The 19,340-nt window shown below is 54.5% G+C and carries 12 protein-coding genes and 1 pseudogene; 2 read left to right on the top strand and 11 right to left on the bottom strand.

What is annotated here, in order from left to right; all coding sequences use genetic code 11:
* Nucleotides 1-42 precede the first annotated feature (42 nt).
* From D7Z26_RS18760 to D7Z26_RS18710, 11 genes and pseudogenes are all read right to left on the bottom strand, one after another.
* Nucleotides 43-1,803, bottom strand: coding sequence for a type 2 periplasmic-binding domain-containing protein (locus D7Z26_RS18760; protein WP_120978556.1), 1,761 nt, complete (start codon nt 1,801-1,803; stop codon nt 43-45).
* Between the two features lie 63 nt (nt 1,804-1,866).
* Nucleotides 1,867-2,784, bottom strand: a complete 918-nt coding sequence (locus D7Z26_RS18755; protein WP_120978555.1) for a carbohydrate ABC transporter permease — start codon at nt 2,782-2,784, stop codon at nt 1,867-1,869.
* Nucleotides 2,781-3,743: an ABC transporter permease gene (locus tag D7Z26_RS18750; RefSeq protein WP_233567044.1), complete on the bottom strand. Its 963-nt coding sequence runs from the start codon at nt 3,741-3,743 to the stop codon at nt 2,781-2,783. The genes D7Z26_RS18755 and D7Z26_RS18750 overlap by 4 nt, the downstream gene beginning before the upstream one ends.
* Entirely contained in the window at nt 3,736-5,463 is a 1,728-nt protein-coding gene (locus D7Z26_RS18745) for a right-handed parallel beta-helix repeat-containing protein (protein ID WP_120978553.1), read from the bottom strand. Before D7Z26_RS18745 ends, D7Z26_RS18750 begins: the two co-directional genes overlap by 8 nt.
* Nucleotides 5,464-5,686: 223 nt before the next feature.
* A complete protein-coding gene (locus tag D7Z26_RS18740) occupies nt 5,687-7,204 on the bottom strand; it encodes an ABC transporter substrate-binding protein (protein ID WP_120978552.1) in 1,518 nt (505 codons plus the stop codon).
* A gap of 47 nt (nt 7,205-7,251) precedes the next feature.
* Nucleotides 7,252-9,564, bottom strand: coding sequence for a helix-turn-helix domain-containing protein (locus D7Z26_RS18735; RefSeq protein WP_158602371.1), 2,313 nt, complete (start codon nt 9,562-9,564; stop codon nt 7,252-7,254).
* A 234-nt stretch (nt 9,565-9,798) separates the two neighbouring features.
* A pseudogene (locus D7Z26_RS18730) lies at nt 9,799-9,870 on the bottom strand (SEC-C metal-binding domain-containing protein); the annotation flags it as partial.
* 36 nt (nt 9,871-9,906) lie between these two features.
* The gene (locus D7Z26_RS18725) at nt 9,907-12,183 is read right to left on the bottom strand and encodes a glycoside hydrolase family 2 TIM barrel-domain containing protein (RefSeq protein ID WP_120978550.1); all 2,277 of its coding nucleotides are present in this window, start codon (nt 12,181-12,183) and stop codon (nt 9,907-9,909) included.
* A 15-nt stretch (nt 12,184-12,198) separates the two neighbouring features.
* Entirely contained in the window at nt 12,199-13,845 is a 1,647-nt protein-coding gene (locus D7Z26_RS18720) for an extracellular solute-binding protein (protein WP_120978549.1), read from the bottom strand.
* 41 nt (nt 13,846-13,886) lie between these two features.
* Nucleotides 13,887-14,777: a carbohydrate ABC transporter permease gene (locus D7Z26_RS18715; protein WP_120978548.1), complete on the bottom strand. Its 891-nt coding sequence runs from the start codon at nt 14,775-14,777 to the stop codon at nt 13,887-13,889.
* A gap of 14 nt (nt 14,778-14,791) precedes the next feature.
* Nucleotides 14,792-15,754, bottom strand: coding sequence for an ABC transporter permease (locus D7Z26_RS18710; protein WP_233567042.1), 963 nt, complete (start codon nt 15,752-15,754; stop codon nt 14,792-14,794).
* A gap of 231 nt (nt 15,755-15,985) precedes the next feature.
* On the opposite strand from D7Z26_RS18710, the gene D7Z26_RS18705 reads away from it, so the two are divergent.
* Complete coding sequence (locus D7Z26_RS18705; RefSeq protein ID WP_120978547.1) at nt 15,986-17,764, top strand: cache domain-containing sensor histidine kinase; 1,779 nt, start codon at nt 15,986-15,988, stop codon at nt 17,762-17,764.
* Nucleotides 17,739-19,337 carry a helix-turn-helix domain-containing protein gene (locus tag D7Z26_RS18700; RefSeq protein ID WP_120978546.1) on the top strand — a complete coding sequence of 533 codons (1,599 nt, stop codon included), beginning with the start codon at nt 17,739-17,741 and terminating at the stop codon, nt 19,335-19,337. Before D7Z26_RS18705 ends, D7Z26_RS18700 begins: the two co-directional genes overlap by 26 nt.
* Nucleotides 19,338-19,340 lie beyond the last annotated feature (3 nt).

Genomic DNA, 19,340 nt, shown 5'->3' with positions numbered 1-19,340 from the left:
ACATACGTGCTTCTTGCTCTCACTTATGCCCGGTTTGTCGAATTATTTATTTACGGCTGCTTTCGTATCCTCCCAGGTTTTCATCCAATAGTCGTTGGACTGATCCACGCCGTTCGACTTCAGATTGTCCATCGTTTTCTGCTTGACGGAATCAAAGTCGGCATCCGATTTCGCGTTAATGGCTTTGGCGACCGCTTTCGTCATCAGTTCATCCAACTTGGAATCGATTCTCGCGATATCGTCCGGCGTGTTCGGAAGAGCGGCCGAGATGCGCGTATCCATGTTTTTCTGGTTGATCGATTTCCCTTCTTCCACGTTTTTCAGGAAGATTTCCGCGGGATACTTCACACCGTAATGCTCGCTGAAGTCTTTGGTCAATGGAGTGAGCTGCTTTTCGAAAGACTTGGCCGAGCTGAACAAGTCGACTTCCGTGTTGTCTTCCGGATCGACGACGAAGTTGCCCAGACCTGACATGATGCCCGTTTGCGCTCCGCGCACGCCGGTCTTCCTCCACACGTCGCCGTTCTCGGTTTGCGCTTTGACCATCATTTCGGTGAGCGTTGGCGCCCCGTCAACAACATCCCAATGCACGCCTTGGACGCCGCTGTAAGCGAGTCGGTTCCCCTCGAACGACCAAAGGAAATCCAGCAATTCCATCGTTCTTTCCGGATATTTGTTCTTTTTGGAAATGCCCAGCGATTTGTCGAACCAACCGAGTTGGTCGGCGCCGTTCCATTGGTATCCGCCTTCCATCGGAATGACGGCATAGCCTTTCATGGCTGCATTGTTTTTTCCGTTGAAATCGCCGTTAAACCAGCTGGCAGGCGCATACAGAATCGTGCCGTTGGCCATCTTGGCCTGGAAATCCCCGGATTTCATCGTGAAGGAGTCCGGATCGACCAAGCCCATCTTTTTCGCTTTGTAATAGAAGGAGACCGTCTTCCACAATGGACTGTCGGGATTCGTGTAGTTGTTGATGATTTCGTTCGTGTCTTGTTTGACCAAATATCCGTTCGGCCCCCAGTTGGAAAAACCGTTCGTGATGGCCATCGGCATGTAATAATCCCACAATCCCCAATCGTTCCAGAACCCGACGCCATACACCTTCTGGCCGTCGTCCGTCTTCGGATGCTTCTCCTGCATTTGCTTCAGCATGGCCAGCAAATCGTCTTCGTTCTTGATGGCCGGGAAGCCGAGCTCCTTGTAGTAATCCCACCTCGTGTTCACGCCAAGGCTCGCTTCGAAGCCCATCATATCCGGACCCGAGTTCACCGGCAGGAAGTACAGCTTATTCGTGCCGTTGCTGCGGAACTTCCTCATGAAATCGACGACTTTCGGTACGTTGGCGGTTATATTCTTGCCGTACGCGTCCAGGTAGTCGTCCATCGCGTAGACTTGACCGCCCTCGATCAATCTGGCCTGATACTCGGGCTTCAGCATGACGATGTCCGGAAAGTCGCCCGAAGCCAGCATGACCTTGATCTTCTCGTCTTCCGCATCCACCCATTCGATGGTGATGCCGAATCGTTTCTGGATTTCCTGGCCGACTTCCGTATCCTTGAAATCGACCGGCGGCTTTTGGCTGACCAGCATCGTCAGCTTAATCGGCTCTTTCGTTTCCTGCGACGGTTCCTCCGAAGCGGACGAGCTCGGCGAAGCGCTAGCCGTTTCGCTGGGCGAAGCGCTGTCGGACGGGGACGCGGAGTTTCCCCCGTTGTTCCCTTTCGAGCAGGCCGCCGTTACCAGGAGCATCATGACAAGCATAGCCGTCAGGATACCCTTGATTGCATTCCCCTTTTTCAATGCGATTCCTCCCGTGTCGTTTCATATTTGATTAACGGCGCCGTAGCGCCGAATAATCCGTCGTCAGCCTTTAATTGCGCCTAGCATAATGCCCTTCACGAAATATTTTTGCAGGAACGGATAGACGCAGAGAATGGGAAAGGTGATCACCATGGTGATCGTCATCCTGACGGTATCCGGGGTCATATAGACGGCATTGGCCCCTCCCCTGTTGATCTCCATTCCGCTTTGACGCGAAAGCGCGGATGCCGAGGTGATGTAGTTGTACAGAAGGTACTGGAGCGTATTCAGCTTTTTGTCGCTAACGAGAATGTAATTGTCAAACCAGGAGTTCCATTGGTCGACCGCCGTGAACACGGCTATCGTGGCAATAATGGAAGTGGAGGTCGGGATGATGATTTTCCAATAGATCGTAAAGTAACCGGCTCCATCGATTTTGGCCGACTCTTCCAACGATTTGGGCAATTGCTCGAAGTAGGTTTTCATGAGGATGATATAAAAAGCGTTGACGGCGCCCGGCAGAATATAGAGCAGAAAGTTGTTGTTCAAATGCAATTGGCGCATCCAGATATACCAGGGAATCAGTCCGGCGTTAAAATAGAGCGTGATGATCAAATAACGATAAAATACTTTTCTCAACGGGAACTGCTGCAAGGTCATCAAATAGGCGAACAGCGAGCATACGAAAACCGTCAAAGCCGTCCCCAATACCGTCCTTGCGACGGATATCAACGCTCCGTTCCCGATCCCTTCGATGACGAACACTTTGCTGTAGGACACAAGAGTAAAGCCTTTCGGAATCAGCGTGATTCCGGTCATGGCCATTTTGGAATCGCTGATGGAGTAAATGAAAATATAGTAGAAAGGGTAAATGCAGGCCGCCATGAGCAAGATCAAGAGGGTGTAATTCACCGTCTGAAAGGCGATATCCGATACGGCTGTCTTCTTTCCGGCAGTCAGCGCTTTCCGACCCTCTCTCATACGATCCCCTGCCCTCTCACTTTTTTAGCTAGGCCGTTGGCGAGAAACAGCAGAACGATGCCGATCAACGACTTCGACATGCCCAGAGCCGTGGCATACGAGTAATCGATGCCCAATACGCCCGTTCGGTAGAGATAAAGATCCAGCACCGTGATTTTGTCCGCAACCAGCCCGTTATAGAAGACCAAATACTGCTCCATCCCGACCGAGAGAATGTTGGATATTCCCAAGATCAGGAGAACGACATAAGTCGGAGCCACGCCGGGTACGGTCACATGCATGATTTTACGGAATCGGCCCGCTCCGTCCACGGCAGCCGCGTCGTACAATTCCTGGTCGATCCCGACGATGGCCGCCAGGTAAATGATCGTTCCCCACCCGAGGCCTTTCCACAAGGCTACGCACGTTTGGAAGACCCATACCGCGTCGCTGTTGCCGAGCAAGTTCGTCGGCTCCTGGATCAGGTTCATACGAAGCAGTATCTGATTCAGCAAGCCGTCATTCGAGAAGATCGTAAACGCCAGCGAAAACACGATGACCCAGCTTACGAAGTGGGGAAGCGTAATGATCGTCTGTACGAACCTTCGGAATCGGGTGCTTGATACCTCGAACATCAGAATAGCGAAAATAACCGGCAGCGGGCTCGTAAGAAGGTTCAAACCGAAGAACGCCAACGTATTGACAATGGAGTTGATCAGATCGGTCCCGCCCGACTCGAAGAGCAGTCGAAAAAACTTCAAGCCGACGAACGGCGTTTTGGCTAACGGAATGCCGGGTTTGTAATTGTAGAACGCGAGAATCCAGCCCAAAAGCGGAACGTATTGAAAAATGAAAACCAGCAAGAGAATGGGCAGTCCTAGCAAAAACAGCTGGACTTTTTCCGTAGCCCGCCTCCCCGGCAAGGCAAATCCTCTTTTACGTTCGGCAGGTTCGAGATGCAAGTTCAAGTCCTTATTCAATTGCCTGCACCCCCGCTTTCCATGGCTCGCCGCCGTACTCATAGGCTCCCTTATCAGGAGCGTTGCCCGTAAAGCCATCCGTCCAGGGCGAGTGCACGTTGCCGGCGTCGATCGCGCCGGATCCTGGTGCAAGGCGGAAGTCGCGTTCCTCGACGTTCACGAAATTGGACGCATCCGGATTGTGCAAATTGTTGTCTTCCGCGAATTCGGGCTCGCCCCACGTCGTAACGAACGGCTCCGGCGTGTTATAAGTCGTATTATTGTAAAGATGTCTCCCGCCTTCCGTCGGAGCGTTCATGCGAAACGCCGCATCTTGTCCGATATTGTAAACGACGTTGTGATGCGCGATCGCATTGTGGGCGCCGCCGTCCATATAGATGCCGGACACGACGCCCGCCCGGCTTCCGCTTTGCCAATAAATATCGTGGACGATATTGTAAGCGACCGTGGAGTGCAACAGATCGCTGCCCATATAGATCGCCGAGCCGTCGTCGCCCACGATGTTCGTTCCATATACCTCGTTGTGCTCGAAACGGGCCGGCCGGATGAAATGGACTGCCGATCTCCCGGTATTGTACAGGGTGTTATAGGTGATCGTCGTAAAGCCATGATCGTCGGAATTGTCTTCCAGCCGAATGAGGGCGTCATAACATCCGTTCAGATCGCCGTCATGGATGTAATTATTCGTAATGACATTGTCCGCTCCGGCGTCGATCAGGAAGATGTTCCCGTCGCTATAACCGAAATCTCCGTTTTGAACCGTATTATGGCTTCCCGTGATGCGAATGCCGTTGGCAGTCGCCGGGTGGGTATGGTACATTCCCCTGGCGTTATGGGAGAAGAGATGGGAGGCGGTCATCCCATCGACCAAGTTGTGATCGCCGGTTATGATCATCGACGCGCCCTTGATGTGAATTCCCTGGATATGAATATAGGATTTGCCGGTTAAATCGATCGCCAGGACTCTGGCTTTGATCTCCACAGTTCTGAAGGCGGGGTTTCCTCCGCCGGGCGCGTAGAGATACAGCCTGGAAATATTCGAATCGTAAAACCATTCCTTCTCGGCATCGAGAAGCTCCAGCTTGCCGGCGATATAATAATAGTTGCGATCTCCTCTGGTCGTGTCGCCCGGATTATGATAATCGCCCATATCCCCGGGGATCGCGAAGCGGATCGTTCCGTTCCCGCTGCTTTCTATGGTCGTTCCCCAAGCCTTCCATTTGGCTCCGGCAATGCACCATACGACGGCCCCGTCGTAAAAACCCGGGAACGGATTCGGCATATCGGCATCCGTAATGCTCGTCAAGGTACCGTCGTCGACTTCCGCTCCGTCGTTCGTCATCGGGCTGGAGCCGGTTTTATTGGGCCACCTCGCATACACCATGCTCTCGCCGTCTACGAATACGGCATTCTGATCTTCCAGATTCATTTTGCAATCCGTATAATAGATTTCTTCAGAATACCGGGTCCAATCCGTAGGCAGGACATCCAAGCCCGAGATCAGCACATCCTCGCCTTCGTAGGCCCGGAACTTGATCGGACGGTCTGCCGTGCCGCCGTTCGCGGGAGTTATCGTCTCGCGATATGTCCCTCCGCGAATGTATACCGTATCGCCGGGCTCAACGAGACTTGCGGCTTGCCCGATCGTCCGGAAAGGCGATTGCACAGAAGCGCCGTCGTTGCTGTCGCTGCCGTTCAAAGAAACATAGTAGTTCATCATCCTGACCACCTCCGCTCTGCATTGGGATGCCTTCTCGCTAACAGTATGGCGGGTAGGGCGCCGTCGTCCTACTGTTGATTCCGCGCATTTCTGAACAAAGCGACTGTTCAATTGGCGTTTTTCTGCTCAGAACGATAAAAGTTGATCGCAAGGTGCCTGTTGCAACGAAAAAAACCGACCCCCAAGGGGATCGGTTTGGTCGCATCTTATTGGAAAATCCTGCTTACTTGGCCATCTTCCAGGCGTCGATCTGCTTCTGGGCTTCCTGCAGAAACTTATCGATGCCCGCCTTCTGCAGACGGTCGAGGAAATCCGGCAGTTTCTTAGCCGGATCTACCGCACCGGTATTCAAGCCCGGCAAGTATTCATCGAGCACGGACTGCACGTTGGCGATCTCGGTTGCGACAGGGCTTGCGTCGAATTTAAAACCCGCGACCAAGGTCGGCTTGGTTTGTTCGTTCGTTTTTTTCTGAACCTCATAAATATCGGGGGACTGACCTTCCAAAAGAAAGCCGTTGAACGTATTGCCATACACGAATGAGGAATGGGGGTTATATCCGCATTTATCGTTGATTTTGATCGTGTTCTCTCCGACTTTGCTATAGTGTTTGCCTTCGACCCCGTAAGCCAGCGTGTTAAAGAGCTCCTTGTCCGAGTTGACCATATTCAGAAACATCATCGCTCGCTCGGGGTTTTTGGAATTCGCGCCGATAGCGTTTACCGTGGAGATGCCGGGGTTAGAGTCGATGAGAAAATCGGTCAACGGCACGTATAGGATCGGCTTTCCGCCATATCTGCCGTTGCTGAGGATCGTCTCCGATCCGGGATTCAGACTGAGGGAGAACGTTACGACTCCCTTGCCCGATTTGGCTAGTTCGTCAACGGCTTTGATCGTCGGAGCGTCTTTGTTGATATACCCTTTTAAGTACCACGCTCGGACGACATCCAGGTAATGCGCATATTCCGGCGAAGCGTATACGTTTAACAGCTTTAGGGAAACGTCATTGTCGTACATTCCGATCGGAGGATTGCTAGTGATCGGCAGCGTCCCGATTCCCTGCGAATGGACGAGGTAACCGAACATGCCGTTGCGATCCATGACGAGCGGGGAGACTCCGGGGTTGTTTTGCTTGATTTGCGCGAGGAAAGGCTCGATGTCTTCGAACTTCTTGATCGAGGAAATATCCAGCTCGTATGGGTCGGCGTATTCCTTCGGGACGATGTAGCCTTCCCTCCCCGTTACGCTCTGATAGTTCGGTACCCCGTAAATTTTACCGCCTACCTTCACTTGCTCCCACATGAAATCGGGAAGCGCGGTTTGCAATTCGGGCGCGTAGCGGGGCAGCAAGTCGTCGAGCGGCAGGAAGACGCCTTTGTTCACGTTGCCGACGTAATCGAATAACCAGTTTGCCGTCCAGGCAATGTCGAAAGCTTCGCCGGATGCGGCCACCGTGTTCATTCTCTGATCGTACTCGCCGAAATCGATCGGTTTCAGCTTGATCGTCGCGTTGATTTTCGGCCGGATAATTTGGTTAACCGCTTCTTCCACCGCTTCCAAATCAGGCTGGGCGTTCGGCTGCGGATAATACCAGGTCAATTCGACCGGTTGCAGCTCCGATACGGCAGAATTCGAAGCGGACGGGGCCGTATTGTCATTGCCGTTCGTGCAGGCGCTGGCGGCAACGGTCAAGGCGACAAGCGCTCCGAACCCTATTTTTCCGAACCGGATGGATTTCCTCATTTAAGACATCTCCCCTGGACGAGCGTCATTATTCCGAAATGCCGGGATCATTCATGGTTGAGGATTTGCCTGGTGCGGAACTCCCGCGGCGTGAGTCCGAAAGTCGTTTTGAACATTTTATAAAAATAGCTTTCGCTGACGAAACCGACGTTGTACATGATCTGCGATATGGTCTGGTCGGTGTTCTGCAGCTGTTCGATGGCGTGCGTAATGCGGACTTTGTTGATGTAGTCGTTCAGCGAAACGGGTTCGCATTGCCGGAATACTTTGCTGATGTGGGCGCTGCTCATCTTGAGCTTGGATGCCAGGAATTGCAGACTCAGGTTCGGGTCCGCATAATGCTTCTCCACGGCCTCCTTGAGAGCCTCGGCCAAAATCCGGTTTTTGTCTTCCGTGCTTGTCTGTCGGGAGTCCGCGATTTCTTGGAATAGCCTCATATACACGACCAGAACATCGTCCAGCGTCTCCTGCTCCAGCACCCTCCGGTTAAACGACAGCAGCGAAGCTTTTACGGAAGGCGCCTTGTCCACGTTCATTTCCTTAAGCATGTTAACGGTAATCGCCGTCAAATATTGCAGGTTTTGCAGCAGATGATCGTGGCGGAAGGCGGACAACTCTTTGAAAATTTCCATGAACTGCGCTTCGATTTTGCCCATGTTGCCGCTTCTCACGTTTTCGAGCCATTTCTTCTCCGTCTGATAATCGATTTGCGTTTCCGCGTTTCGCTCGTTCTGGGAGACCGTATTGTGCGTCAGCAGCGCGGTCTTGCCGTAAATCATGCGGTACTCGAACTGAAGTAGCGCCTGTTCGTACGCCTCGCCGATCCGATCGCGATGGGGAACGGCGGCGCTGACGGACACGCCGATCTCGATGCCGTAATAGCTTCTGAGGATGTCCCGGAATTTGCCGATCAAGTCGAGAATACCGGTTTCCATGGATTTGGCTTGGGCAGATGAAGCCGATAGCAACAGCGCGATCGTGTCGTCGCCGAGAGCGAGGCTCTCGTTCATGGCGGCTTGGCCCAGAATTTCTTCCGCGATGTTGCGTACGGCGAACTTCAGCAGGTTCTGCTCCTCCGACGTCCGGTTGATTGGAAGGTCGCAAATCATGACCAGGCAGACAATGTAGACGGCGTTCTCGACAGCAATTTTGAGATCGTGCTCGCGAACCTGCTCCATGACTTCGTTCGAGTTCATTTGTTTTCTCTCGAGCAGCAGGCGGCGGAGCAAGTAATCTTTCGCGATCGACTCGGTCGCTTTTTTTCCCGTCTCCAGCTTCGCCAGGTTTTCGAGCATTCTCTGGTTGAAGGAGGTGAGGAAGCTTAGTTCATCCCTTCCGCTGCCAAATCCGTCTGAGCTCCCCGAAACGCCGCGAATCGATTGAATCAGGCTGCCGATCGGCTTGTAGAGCCGCATGGAAATAATCGTTGAGGCCATCATCGACAGGAAAATAAAACAAAGCAGCAGGAACAAGGAATAAGTACCGATCCGGCTGAGGCTTCCGAAAATGACCTGGTACGATTGGATGCCCGCCAGCTTCCATCCGGTCGCGTTGGAAGTAATGTACATGACCATTTTCTTGTCTTTGCCGCTTCCGAACGTAAAATTGCCTTCCGAACCGCCCCGCGACCGGATTTCGTCGGTCATATCCCGAATGTCATCCTCGGTTTGACCTTCTTGTTGCATCGATAACAGCGTGTTGCCCGCATCCATGATGACGATCTCGCCCAGCATGCGGTCGGCTAAATCGTTGATCGCCCGGACGTTATCGAAAATCCACTGCGTCTTGACGTTCACCATGAGCACGCTGCCTTGCACCTGCTTGAACATGGCGATGATTTGGCGGTCCTGATCCCCCTCGCGGACCGAGATCGGTACGAGTTTCATGTTCTCGACCTGCGGGTGACTGCCTAAATACGTTTTCAGAACGTTGTCCTGGTCGCCGGGTTCGCATTGCATCGGAATAGAGCGCGTCGAGAGGTAGTAGCAGCTGTTGTGAGCATTGTAAATGATCATGGAATCTACGAAGAGGTTGGTGTTCGTGACGTAGTCGAATTTCTGAAGCCGGTTGTACAATTCGAAAATCTCGATGTCCCGGGTCTGCATGAGTACGGAGATATCGCGGTCCGAGAAGGTGGACACGGTCAGGTTGGCCACTGTCTCGTACAAATTGTCGATGTTGTAATTGACTTGGCGGAGCACTTTGCGGGTAGATTCCTGCTGCAGATCCATCGCCGTGTTCTTCGCGTAGGAGTAGAGCAAGGAACAGCAGGTAATCAGGAGAATAGAGACCAATAAAGTGAAAGAAAGGAGCATCCGCATAAAATATTTACGCGAGCGGTAGTAAGCCAAGATCTTCATGGGCTCTTCTCCATTTCTGTGCGGTGCGGGTTGGTGCGAAGGTGTGAAAGCGCTATCTATTTCCATTATAGCATGAAGCACCCGTAGCAGATTCTAAAAGGCGCATAAACGCCTTTAAAAATCTCCGGGTGCTTGGATCGCTGTAAAGTTATTTATCGAAATCAATATTGTAGATTTCTCCCGCTTTCCCTGCCGTGCGATCAACGCGATTTCGACTATCCGGTCGAGCCTAGTTCATTGTACACCGCAACATTTCTTATATTTCTTCCCGCTTCCGCACGGACAAGGGTCGTTTCGCCCAACCTTGGCGGCAATGACGCGTTGTCCCGGAATCGCAAACCGCTATCGAACGCTCACTGGAACGATACTCTCGCGCATCCGGGATACGCCGATCTCTATCTCGGCTTCGGCAAGCCCGTTCAACCCGATCGCCCGCGCGAACAGCCGAATCGTTCCCGGCTCTCTGCTTGCCTGTACGTAAACCCCGCCACGCCCCGCTTCCAGCACGAACGGATTCTCGCCGATAAGCCTGCCCGGACCTTCTATTCGGAAGCTCACCGCATGGCGAGAGAGATGAAGCGTCTGTCCCCGGTCGTCCTGAAGCCGAACGATGACCCGCGCGCAATCCGAACCGTCGGCGATCAATTCCGAGGCATCGGCTTGCAGAGACAGTCGGGACGGGAGCCCGAATGGGAAAATCTCGTGTTCTGCCGAAGGAACCCCCCCGATCTTGCCGACGACTTTCAGGCTCGATACCATGCTCGCTCCCCACTCCCACCAATTGCAGCCTTGGAACACGATCGGCGGGAAAGGCAGACTCGGATAACCGACGTAATCGGGCCGCCCCGTCGCGGCTTTTTCCCCGTTCACGAACAGCTCCGCTTCCTCGCAGTTGGTGAACACGGGAACGACGTCCCCGTAATCCTCGTTGAACGAAGGCACGAGATATCTGGCGATAAAGACGTACGCGCCTCCGGAGGACGGAGCCTGCTGGCTTCGGTAGAAATGCGCGGCGAACTTCGGCAACCGGAATAGATCGCACACGCCGTGGTAGCAGATGCGATCGCCGGAACCGAAGTCCCGATGCGTATTGTAATCGAAGGCGCACCAGCCCGCGGCGCCGGCGATGCCGGGATCGCCGTATTGGGAATTCTGGATTTTCGCATGGCCGAGAGCATGCTTGATCAGCCGTTCGACGCTATCGTAGGCTTTCGTCGGGTACATATGGCCCATGTATTCGGTGATCAAATACGGCGTCTGGTTCGGCGGCAGCACGATGCCTTCCCGATTGCGCGTGAAGTCGTTGTACGTGAACACGTCCTCCAGCATTTCGCTATCGCGAAACGCTCGAACGCCTCCCGTCGGACGCGAAGGATCCAGATTCCGCGCCAGTTCGTTCGTCCGCCGGTAGAAGCCGCCGTTATCCCCGGATTCGTTAATCCGAACGCCCCACAAGAAGATCGAAGGGTGATTGCGATCGCGAACGATCATCTCCTCTACGTGCCGCAAGGCAACCTCTTGCCAAGCTTCGTCGCCGATGAATTGCCAGCCCGGCATTTCTTCGAACACGAGCAAACCGATTTCGTCGCAGCGATCGAGGAACGACGGGTCGGCGGGATAGTGGGAGGAACGAACGAAGTTCAGGCCGAGCTCGAACTTCAGCAGATCGGCATCCGCGCGTTGTCCCCGATCGCACATCGCGCCGCCTACGTAAGGGTACGTTTGGTGGCGGTTCAGCCCGCGCAGCTTTAGCCTTTCGCCGTTCAGATAAAATCCGCTGTCCTTGCGGAACTCCGCGCTGCGAATGCCGACGCGCGTCCGTACCTCATCCGGTATTCCGTCCTTCCGTTCCCCGTCGATGACCCGCAAGCGCGTGACGACTTCATATAAATACGGATCGTCCAAGCTCCATAGCCGAGGATCGCGCATGTCGCCCGAAGGAAGCCGAAGCTCCGAAGCCCCGGGCTCGAGCTCGCAGATCGTCGAGAACGTATTCACGACCCGGCCTTCGCGATCAAGGACCTCCCGAGTAAGTTCGGCAGCGACCGCGGTTTCGCCGGAATGAACGATCCGATATCCGGATGCCAGCGTAGCCCGCTCCGTCCCTGCCTCCGGCCAAGCATGATCCGCCCAATCGATATACGTCTGCCCGGTCACGATCATACGAACGTCGCGGTAAATTCCGCCGAACAGCATGTAATCGACCAAGCGCCCTTCGGGCGGCACGTCCTCCTGGCGAGTCGAATCGACCCTGACCGCAAGCACGTTTCGTTCTCCGATCTCCGCGGCATCCGTGATATCGATAGCAAACGATGTATAACCGCCGAGGTGTCCGCCGACGGGAATCCCGTTAACGAACACCTCGGCGACCGACATCACGCCATCGAATTCCACGATCAGCCTGCGCCCTCTCCATTCGGCCGGAACGCCGAACGGGCGGCGGTACCAGGACACGAACTGATACTCGGCCTCGCCGAAATAGTGATGGGGAACGAGCTTGTTCGCATGAGGTAGATGGACAACCTCATGCGACTCGCTTGGATCTTGCTTCGCGCGGCACTGCGGCAGGTCGCGGTCGTAGAAGGACCACTCGGTATTGAAATTCAGAATCTGCCTCATGCGCGTTTGCTCCTCTTATTTAAGCGCCGGTCCGGCGTGCTCGAGTCCGAGCGCCTTTTTCGCTTCTTGGTACTTCTGGTTCTGGTAAGCGTATAGCTTGTCGAATCCAAGCTTCTTCTCTTGTTCGATGCCGTCGTTGTAGGCTTTCGCTACCGCTTCTTCCGACTTCGCGAGAATCATTTTCGCTCTCCACTTGATGCGGTTCTCTTCGATCTTCGCCTTGATGCCGGCTTCTTCCGTTCCGCCTAGCGGCGTAATGTTCTCGAAAGGCAGCATGTTGTAAGTGTAATTGCCGAAGAAGAGACCGTTCTCCAGCTTCGCCACTTGGTCTTGCTCCACCGTGGCCGGCTGCGTCCGTTGGATCGGGATCCAGTTGATGAACCAGCCCAACGTGTCGTTGCCGTACTTCAGCTTCGCTTGGTTCGAGTCTTCCGCGTTCAGCTTCAAGAACGCCTCCGATTGCTTGACTTTGCCGTTCTCGTCGAAGTCCCAAGCCTCGCCCTTCGGACCGTAATTCACGTTTAAGCTCATCTCTTCGGACGACAAGTATTGGAATAACTTGATGATCCGGTCTTGATGCTCGGCTTTGCTATTGATCATCGTCAACGTCCATCCGGAGGCATTCACCGGATCTACGTACGGTTTATTGCCGCTATCGCCCGCCACGGGACCGACATGGACGAAAAGCGCGTTCGGATCGGTATGGAACAACGGGCTCCAGTCGATATTCTTATTCGTTGTCGAGAAGACGGCGCCGTTGTTGACTTTCTCCTGCACCTGATCCTTGGTCAACGTCTGGCTATCTTGCGGAATCAGCCCTTCGCGGTACAGCCTGTTCATGAACTTGTACGCTTCGAGCGCTTGCGGCGTATATTCGCGGTCGACCAGATTGCCCTGCTCGTCCTCGCGCGGCGCGCCGAAGAAGTTCTCGATGTTCCAGCTTTCGTAATAGGCCGGAGTGACGTCGAAGCCGTTATATTTCAGCTTGGCGTCCTTCACCTTCTTCAGAGCGGCAACGAGTCCTTCCTTGGTCGCGAAGTCCTCCGGCTTGATGCCGAGCTGATCCATGATGTCTTTGCGGGCGTACAAGCCCTGGTTGCTGCGAATCCGGTCGCCGTCCTTCATATTCTCCTTCGCCCAGAAAAAGCTCGGATAGCCGTAGAAGTGTCCGTCCGCGTTGCGGAACCAGTCCTGAATCGACTGCGGCACTTGATAATCCGGCGCATATTGCTTGATCAGCTCGTCAAGAGGCGCGACCAAACCCGATTTCTCCAGCACGCCCCGCTGAGGCGCGCCTTTGTCGAGCGTGACGATGTCCGGGAGATCGCCGGCCGCGATCAGCGCGCTGAGCTTGTCGTCGTTACCGGACGTAAAGTTGATCGTGATGCCCGTGTTGTCCGTGATCATTTTGTCGAGCAGGTTATTCACGGCATCCCAGTTCTTCTTGTAATAGTCTAATGAAACGAACCAGTCGACCGTAATCGGAGATTTGTCTTCCGGAGACGCCGAAGCGGAAGCATCCGGAGCCGACTCCGACGCCGATTGCGAAGCCGCGGCCGAGGACGGAGCGTTTTCTTTATTGTTGTTCGAAGAGCAAGCGGCCAGAAGGGAACCGAATAGCGAGAGAACGAGCACGAGACCGGAAATCCGTTTGCCTAACATTGAATTGCCTCCCCTTTGTCATTGTCATAAGAATACTTGATTTACCCTTTTACGGAACCGATCAGGACGCCTTTTACGAAATATTTTTGCAGGAACGGATAGATGACGAGAATCGGCGCCGTCGTCGCGATCATCATGGCGAGCTTCAGCGTCTCCGGACTAAGCTTCTTCGCTTCCTCCGGCATATTGCTTCCCGCTTCTTGGCTGAGAGACAGCGCGGCGGAAGAACTCGTCACGATCCGCATCAGAAATAACTGCACCGGTTCGAGGGACGACTTCGTCGTGAAGAGCATCGCGTCCATATAGGAGTTCCAGTGATACACCCCGTTAAACAGCGCGATGGCGGCCAGTACCGGCATGCTGAGCGGCAGCACGAGTTGGACGAAAATGCGATACTCCCCCGCTCCGTCGATCTTGGCCGATTCGACGATCGGTTCGGGAATCGTCCGGAAGAACGACATCATAATGATCATGTCCCATACGCTAAGCATCGACGGAATGATAAAGACGAGAAAATGATTAAGCAGCCCGATTTCCTTGTACAGCAAGTAAGTCGGTACGATCCCCCCGTAGAAGAACATCGTGAACATCATGATGACGAGGTAGATCTTTCTTCCGGCTAGACCCTTGCGGGACATGCCGTAAGCGACGAGCGACGTGAACGCGACGTGGAGGACCACGCCGACTAGCGTTCTGGCTATCGTCACGTAATAGGCATGATAGATCGTCTTATCCGAGAATACGGCCCGGAAATTGGCGAGCGTGATTTCTCTCGGCCAGAAATAGACGCTTCCCCGCATGTAATCGAGACCCGAGTTGAACGCGCCGACGAGCGCGAACCAGAACGGCGCGAGCGTAGCGAAGACGATCGCCGCCATGAGAACCGCGTTAAACGCGTTGAACCATCGGTCTCCGCTGGATTTAATCCGCATCGTACGTTTCCTCCTTAGAACAAACTGCTGTCCGAGATTTTGCGGGATACGTAGTTGGCTCCGAACAGCAGGACCAAGGCCACGACCGATTTGGCAAGTCCGACCGCCGTTGAGTACGAGTACCTCATTTCGCTAAGCCCGACTTTGTACACGTAAGTATCGATCGTCTCGCTCACGTCCAGGTTAAGCGCGTTCTGCATGACCATGACTTGCTCGAAGCCCGTATTGAGAATCGAGCTGATCGCGAAGATCAGCATGATGACGACCGTTCCCATGATCGCGGGCATCGTCACGTACCGGATTTTCTGAAACCGGTTCGCTCCGTCGATCTTGGCCGCCTCGTACATCTCCTGATCTACGCCGGCGATCGCCGCGATGTAGATAATGGCGCCCCATCCGATCCCCTTCAGCATTTCCATGCCGACCATGATGAACCAGAACAGGTTCGTCTTCGCCATGAAGTTGATCGGCTCGTCGATGAGATGGAGCTGCAAGAGCAAGCCGTTAAGCGCTCCGTTGGATGGGGACAATACCGTCAGCATCAAGCCGCCGAAGATGACCCACGAGACGAAATGCGGCAAGTAAGACACCGTCTGCACGAAGCTTTTGAAGCGCTTGCTCGAAATCTCATTCAAGAAGAGGGCGAACAGGATCGGCGCCGGAAATCCGAGAACGAGACCAAGCAAGTTAATCGCCAGCGTATTCCGCAGCACGTTCAGGAAGTTCGGATCGTTAAAGAACTCCCGGAAGTGAACGAAACCGACCCAAGGCGACCCTATGACTCCCTCGAACAAATCGTACTCCTTGAATGCGATCAACACTCCGTACATCGGCACGTAAGAGAAGACGAGCAGGAACGCCAAGCCGGGCCAGACCATGCTTTGCAGCGACAATTGATTGCGCCAGCGCGAGCTCTTGGCCGTAAGCTTTGCCTCCGCCGGCCGGAAGCGTCGTTCCGTTCTTAAAGCCTCATTCAATGTTCGTGCCTCCCCAAAACTCTGATACCGCCGCGGGAATGTGCACCTTTCCCTGCAGCTTGACACTAACTATACGGCGTGAAAGCGCTTAGAAAAATATCTCCGTTTCTGATTTGATACCTTCATTTTGGATGCCGCGCAACGACGGAAGGGATGATCTTGCCTTTGTCGAATACGTGAAAGACCCAATAATTCAGACATTCCCACATCCGCCCGTTTGGAGGCCGCCGCTTGAGACGATATATGAACACCATGAGCCTGAAGAGCAAAATCACGCTCGCTTTCGTCTGCTTCATTTTGCTCCCGTTCGGAATTCTCGGCATGTACAGCTACGATCAGTCGCAACGCTACATGAGAGCGCAGGCAATCTCGAACTCGCAAACGACCGCGAAGCAAATCAAATACGCGATCGAGAATAAGATCGACCTTATTGAAAGCGTTAGCAACAACATCACCTACAACTATCGCCTTCAGTCGTTCCTGGGCGACCCGTACTCCGCGGACGACATTTCCCTCGACAATTATTTCAATTACGCGTCCCCGTTGCTGAATTACGCCATGCTTTTCCAGAAAGTGAACATTCAGAAAATATCGGTTTACATGACCAACAAGACGATTCCCGAAGGGTTCGGCGCGTTCTATTACGAGGAGAAGCTTCGGAAAGAGCCCTGGTACGACGCGTTCATCCGCTCGGAGTCGAAGTCGCGTTGGTTGTTCCGGCCGGGTGCCGCGCCAAGCGACGATCTCTATAGCTTCGCGCAGAAAATGATCGCCATCGACGGCAAGGAGCTCGGCGTGACCGTCGTCGACGTGAATGCCCGGGAACTGCTCGGACCCGCGATCGCCATCGACGGCAAGCAGTCCATTCGGATCGAAGACGAACGAAGAACCGTCCTCGCCCTGCAAGGCCGCCCGATCGAAGACGGAGATTGGCCCTTGCTCGGGACTGGCGGTTGGCCGGCCGATGAAAGCTACGTTCGAAGCGGGGGCCATCTATTCGTCGCGGAGAGCTTAAACGGCGTGCGCCTCTCCCTTATTCTCGCCACCGAGATGCCGCCCGTCCTCATGTCGTTGCAGGTCGCGACGAACTGGGCGTTCATCGCGACGTTGCTTGTCCTCTTGTATGCCTTCTACTCCATGCTGAAGATGATGCTTCGCAAGATGAAGAGGAGCATCGAGCAGATGGATCAGGCAATCGAATCCGGTTTCCGTCCGATACCGATCGAGAGGAACGACGAATTCGGGGTCATCTCGGAAAGGTTCAATCTGCTCCTCGGGAAGGTTACCGGGCTCATGGCCGACGCGATCCGGAAGGAGACGATCCACAAGGACGCCCAACTGATCGCGCTTCAGTCGCAGATCAACCCTCATTTCATCTACAACACGTTAGACATCTTCAGCGCCAAGATGGAGCTGGCCGGGCAGTTCGACGTCTCCGAGGCGATGACCGATTTCGGCAAAATGATGCGCTACAACATGGACGGCCAATCGAAGTTTACGACGCTGGAAGCGGAGCTCAGACACTTGGAACAATACGTCAGCCTGCAGCGGGTGAAATACGGGGACAGGCTCCGCGTGCGGATCGACGTTCCCGCATCCCTTCTCCCGATTCGGGTCATTAAATTCATTTTGCAGCCGATCGTCGAGAACAGCATCAAACACGGCTTCTTTCAACGGGATTCGCTGACGGTAGAGGTCGTCGGATCGCTGGATGCGGCCGGCCGGCTGAAGATCGTCGTGCGCGACGACGGAATCGGCATCGCCGAACAAAGGCTGACCCTGCTTAATGAGCGATTCCGCGCTTCCCAATACGCGCCGATAGCCGGAAGCGATCGGGAAAGCATCGGGCTCGGCAATATTAACGAAAGATTAAAGCTGTTCTACGGAACGGAATACCCTCTGCGCATGAACGGCGTGGAAGGGCGATTCGCGGAGACCGAGATTACGATTCCATGCAACATGGAGTCCCTAGAGGAGATTAACCATGTATACCGTGTTGATCATCGATGACGAAGCGTTGCTCTGCGACGGCGTGAAGGCGAAGCTGGAACGCGCCCAAGTGCCGGGGGTTGCCGAGATTCACGTCGCTTACGGCGGACTTGAAGGGTTGCGAACGGCAACCGAGATCCGGCCTCATATCATCATTACGGACATCCGCATGCCCGAGTTGGACGGAATCGAGCTCATCAAGCGGCTTCGCGGGCAACTTCCGGACACCCGGTTCATCATGCTGAGCGGTTACGGGGAATACGAATACGTTCGCGAAGCGTTCAAATACGGTTCACAGGATTACTTGCTAAAGCCCGCGAGCTCCGCTGAATTGGCGGCCCAAGTACGGGCGGCGATCGCGGCGATCGGGCAAGGCGCCAAAGAGGGGGCGACCGTCCGACGGCGCGATCGAACGGACTCGGACGAGCGGGAATTGCTCGCCGCAAGACTTGCTCGGCTCGTGTACAGCGAGGACGACTCCGGCTCCGGCTTGGAGGAGACGCCTCATCGCGAGCAACCGCTCGAAGGTCCGTTCGTTCACCCGCGATTCGCGATCGCTCTTTTGTCCCTCGGCACCTCTTCGTTCGACGCCAGAGACGTCGAGCGGGCCGGCTCGGCGTTGCGCGGACTCATCGACCGGAACCGATTGGGAACGGAGCTTAAGTTCCTCGCGTTCCATGACGCGCAAGGCCAGCCTTGCGTCGTGTTTAATTTCGCGGATTCCGTGACGATGGATGAAGTCGCGGAATTGCTCAAGACGACCCTAGCCTCGCTTATGCCGATAGATGAAAGAGCTCCGGCGCCGATTGCATCGATCAGCGGACCGGGCGGGCCGGACGAACTGGCCAAGCTATATAAGCAAGCGTTAAAGACGATGTCCTATCGGATTCTGCAGGAGTCTTGCCCTGTATTGCGTTACGAGGAGTCTTCCGTTTTCGACGCTAAAGATCGCGAGGATGAATTTCTTCCCGCCAAGAAAGATATCGAAGAGCTACGCCATGCGGCCGAGACGCTTCAGTTGGAGCTCCTAGGAGAATGGATCGACAAGTGGTTCGACGATACCATGCGGGCGCGAATCCCTTTCGAATCGTTCAAGGCGATGTACGAGCTGATGATAACCGAGGTTCATCGCCATATCAACGGCCGTCTCCTTCCCGAGGAAAGCGGTCAGCCCATCCATGCGTTCTCTTCTTTCCGTTCGCTAAGCGAGCTGCGACAATACGCGAAGGGCTACGCCTTCCAGGTGAAACAAATCGCGAACGAGCGGTCGAACCTCGACGGAACCGTCATCTCCGTCGCCGAAGCGATCGTGCGCGAGCATTTCGGAAGGGACCTTCAGCTCGCGGAAGTCGCCAATCGCGTCTCCATGAACTACTCTTATTTCAGCAAGCTGTTCAAGGAACGGACCGGCCTCACCTTCACCGCCTATTTGATCAAGGTTCGCATGGAGGAAGCCCATAAGCTGCTCAAGAACCCCGCCGCGAGGATCAACGAGATCTCGGAGAAGGTCGGCTACGGCAATCTGTACCACTTTTCCAGGGCGTTCAAGAATTACTACGGCGTCTCTCCCAAGGAGTACCGGAAGACGATGTAAGCG

Source organism: Cohnella endophytica (genome assembly GCF_003628305.1).
In the GTDB taxonomy this organism is placed as follows: Bacteria; Bacillota; Bacilli; order Paenibacillales; family Paenibacillaceae; genus Cohnella; species Cohnella endophytica.
This window is presented reverse-complemented; position numbering and strand designations above follow the sequence as displayed.

Excerpts from the sequence above, each read along its gene's own strand:
- D7Z26_RS18755 (WP_120978555.1), bottom strand. The coding sequence starts at position 2,784 with ATGAGAGAGGGTCGGAAAGCGCTGACTGCCGGAAAGAAGACAGCCGTA.
- D7Z26_RS18745 (WP_120978553.1), bottom strand. The coding sequence starts at position 5,463 with ATGATGAACTACTATGTTTCTTTGAACGGCAGCGACAGCAACGACGGC.
- D7Z26_RS18740 (WP_120978552.1), bottom strand. The coding sequence starts at position 7,204 with ATGAGGAAATCCATCCGGTTCGGAAAAATAGGGTTCGGAGCGCTTGTC.
- D7Z26_RS18735 (WP_158602371.1), bottom strand. The coding sequence starts at position 9,564 with ATGAAGATCTTGGCTTACTACCGCTCGCGTAAATATTTTATGCGGATG.
- D7Z26_RS18725 (WP_120978550.1), bottom strand. The coding sequence starts at position 12,183 with ATGAGGCAGATTCTGAATTTCAATACCGAGTGGTCCTTCTACGACCGC.
- D7Z26_RS18720 (WP_120978549.1), bottom strand. The coding sequence starts at position 13,845 with ATGTTAGGCAAACGGATTTCCGGTCTCGTGCTCGTTCTCTCGCTATTC.
- D7Z26_RS18715 (WP_120978548.1), bottom strand. The coding sequence starts at position 14,777 with ATGCGGATTAAATCCAGCGGAGACCGATGGTTCAACGCGTTTAACGCG.
- D7Z26_RS18700 (WP_120978546.1), top strand. The coding sequence starts at position 17,739 with ATGTATACCGTGTTGATCATCGATGACGAAGCGTTGCTCTGCGACGGC.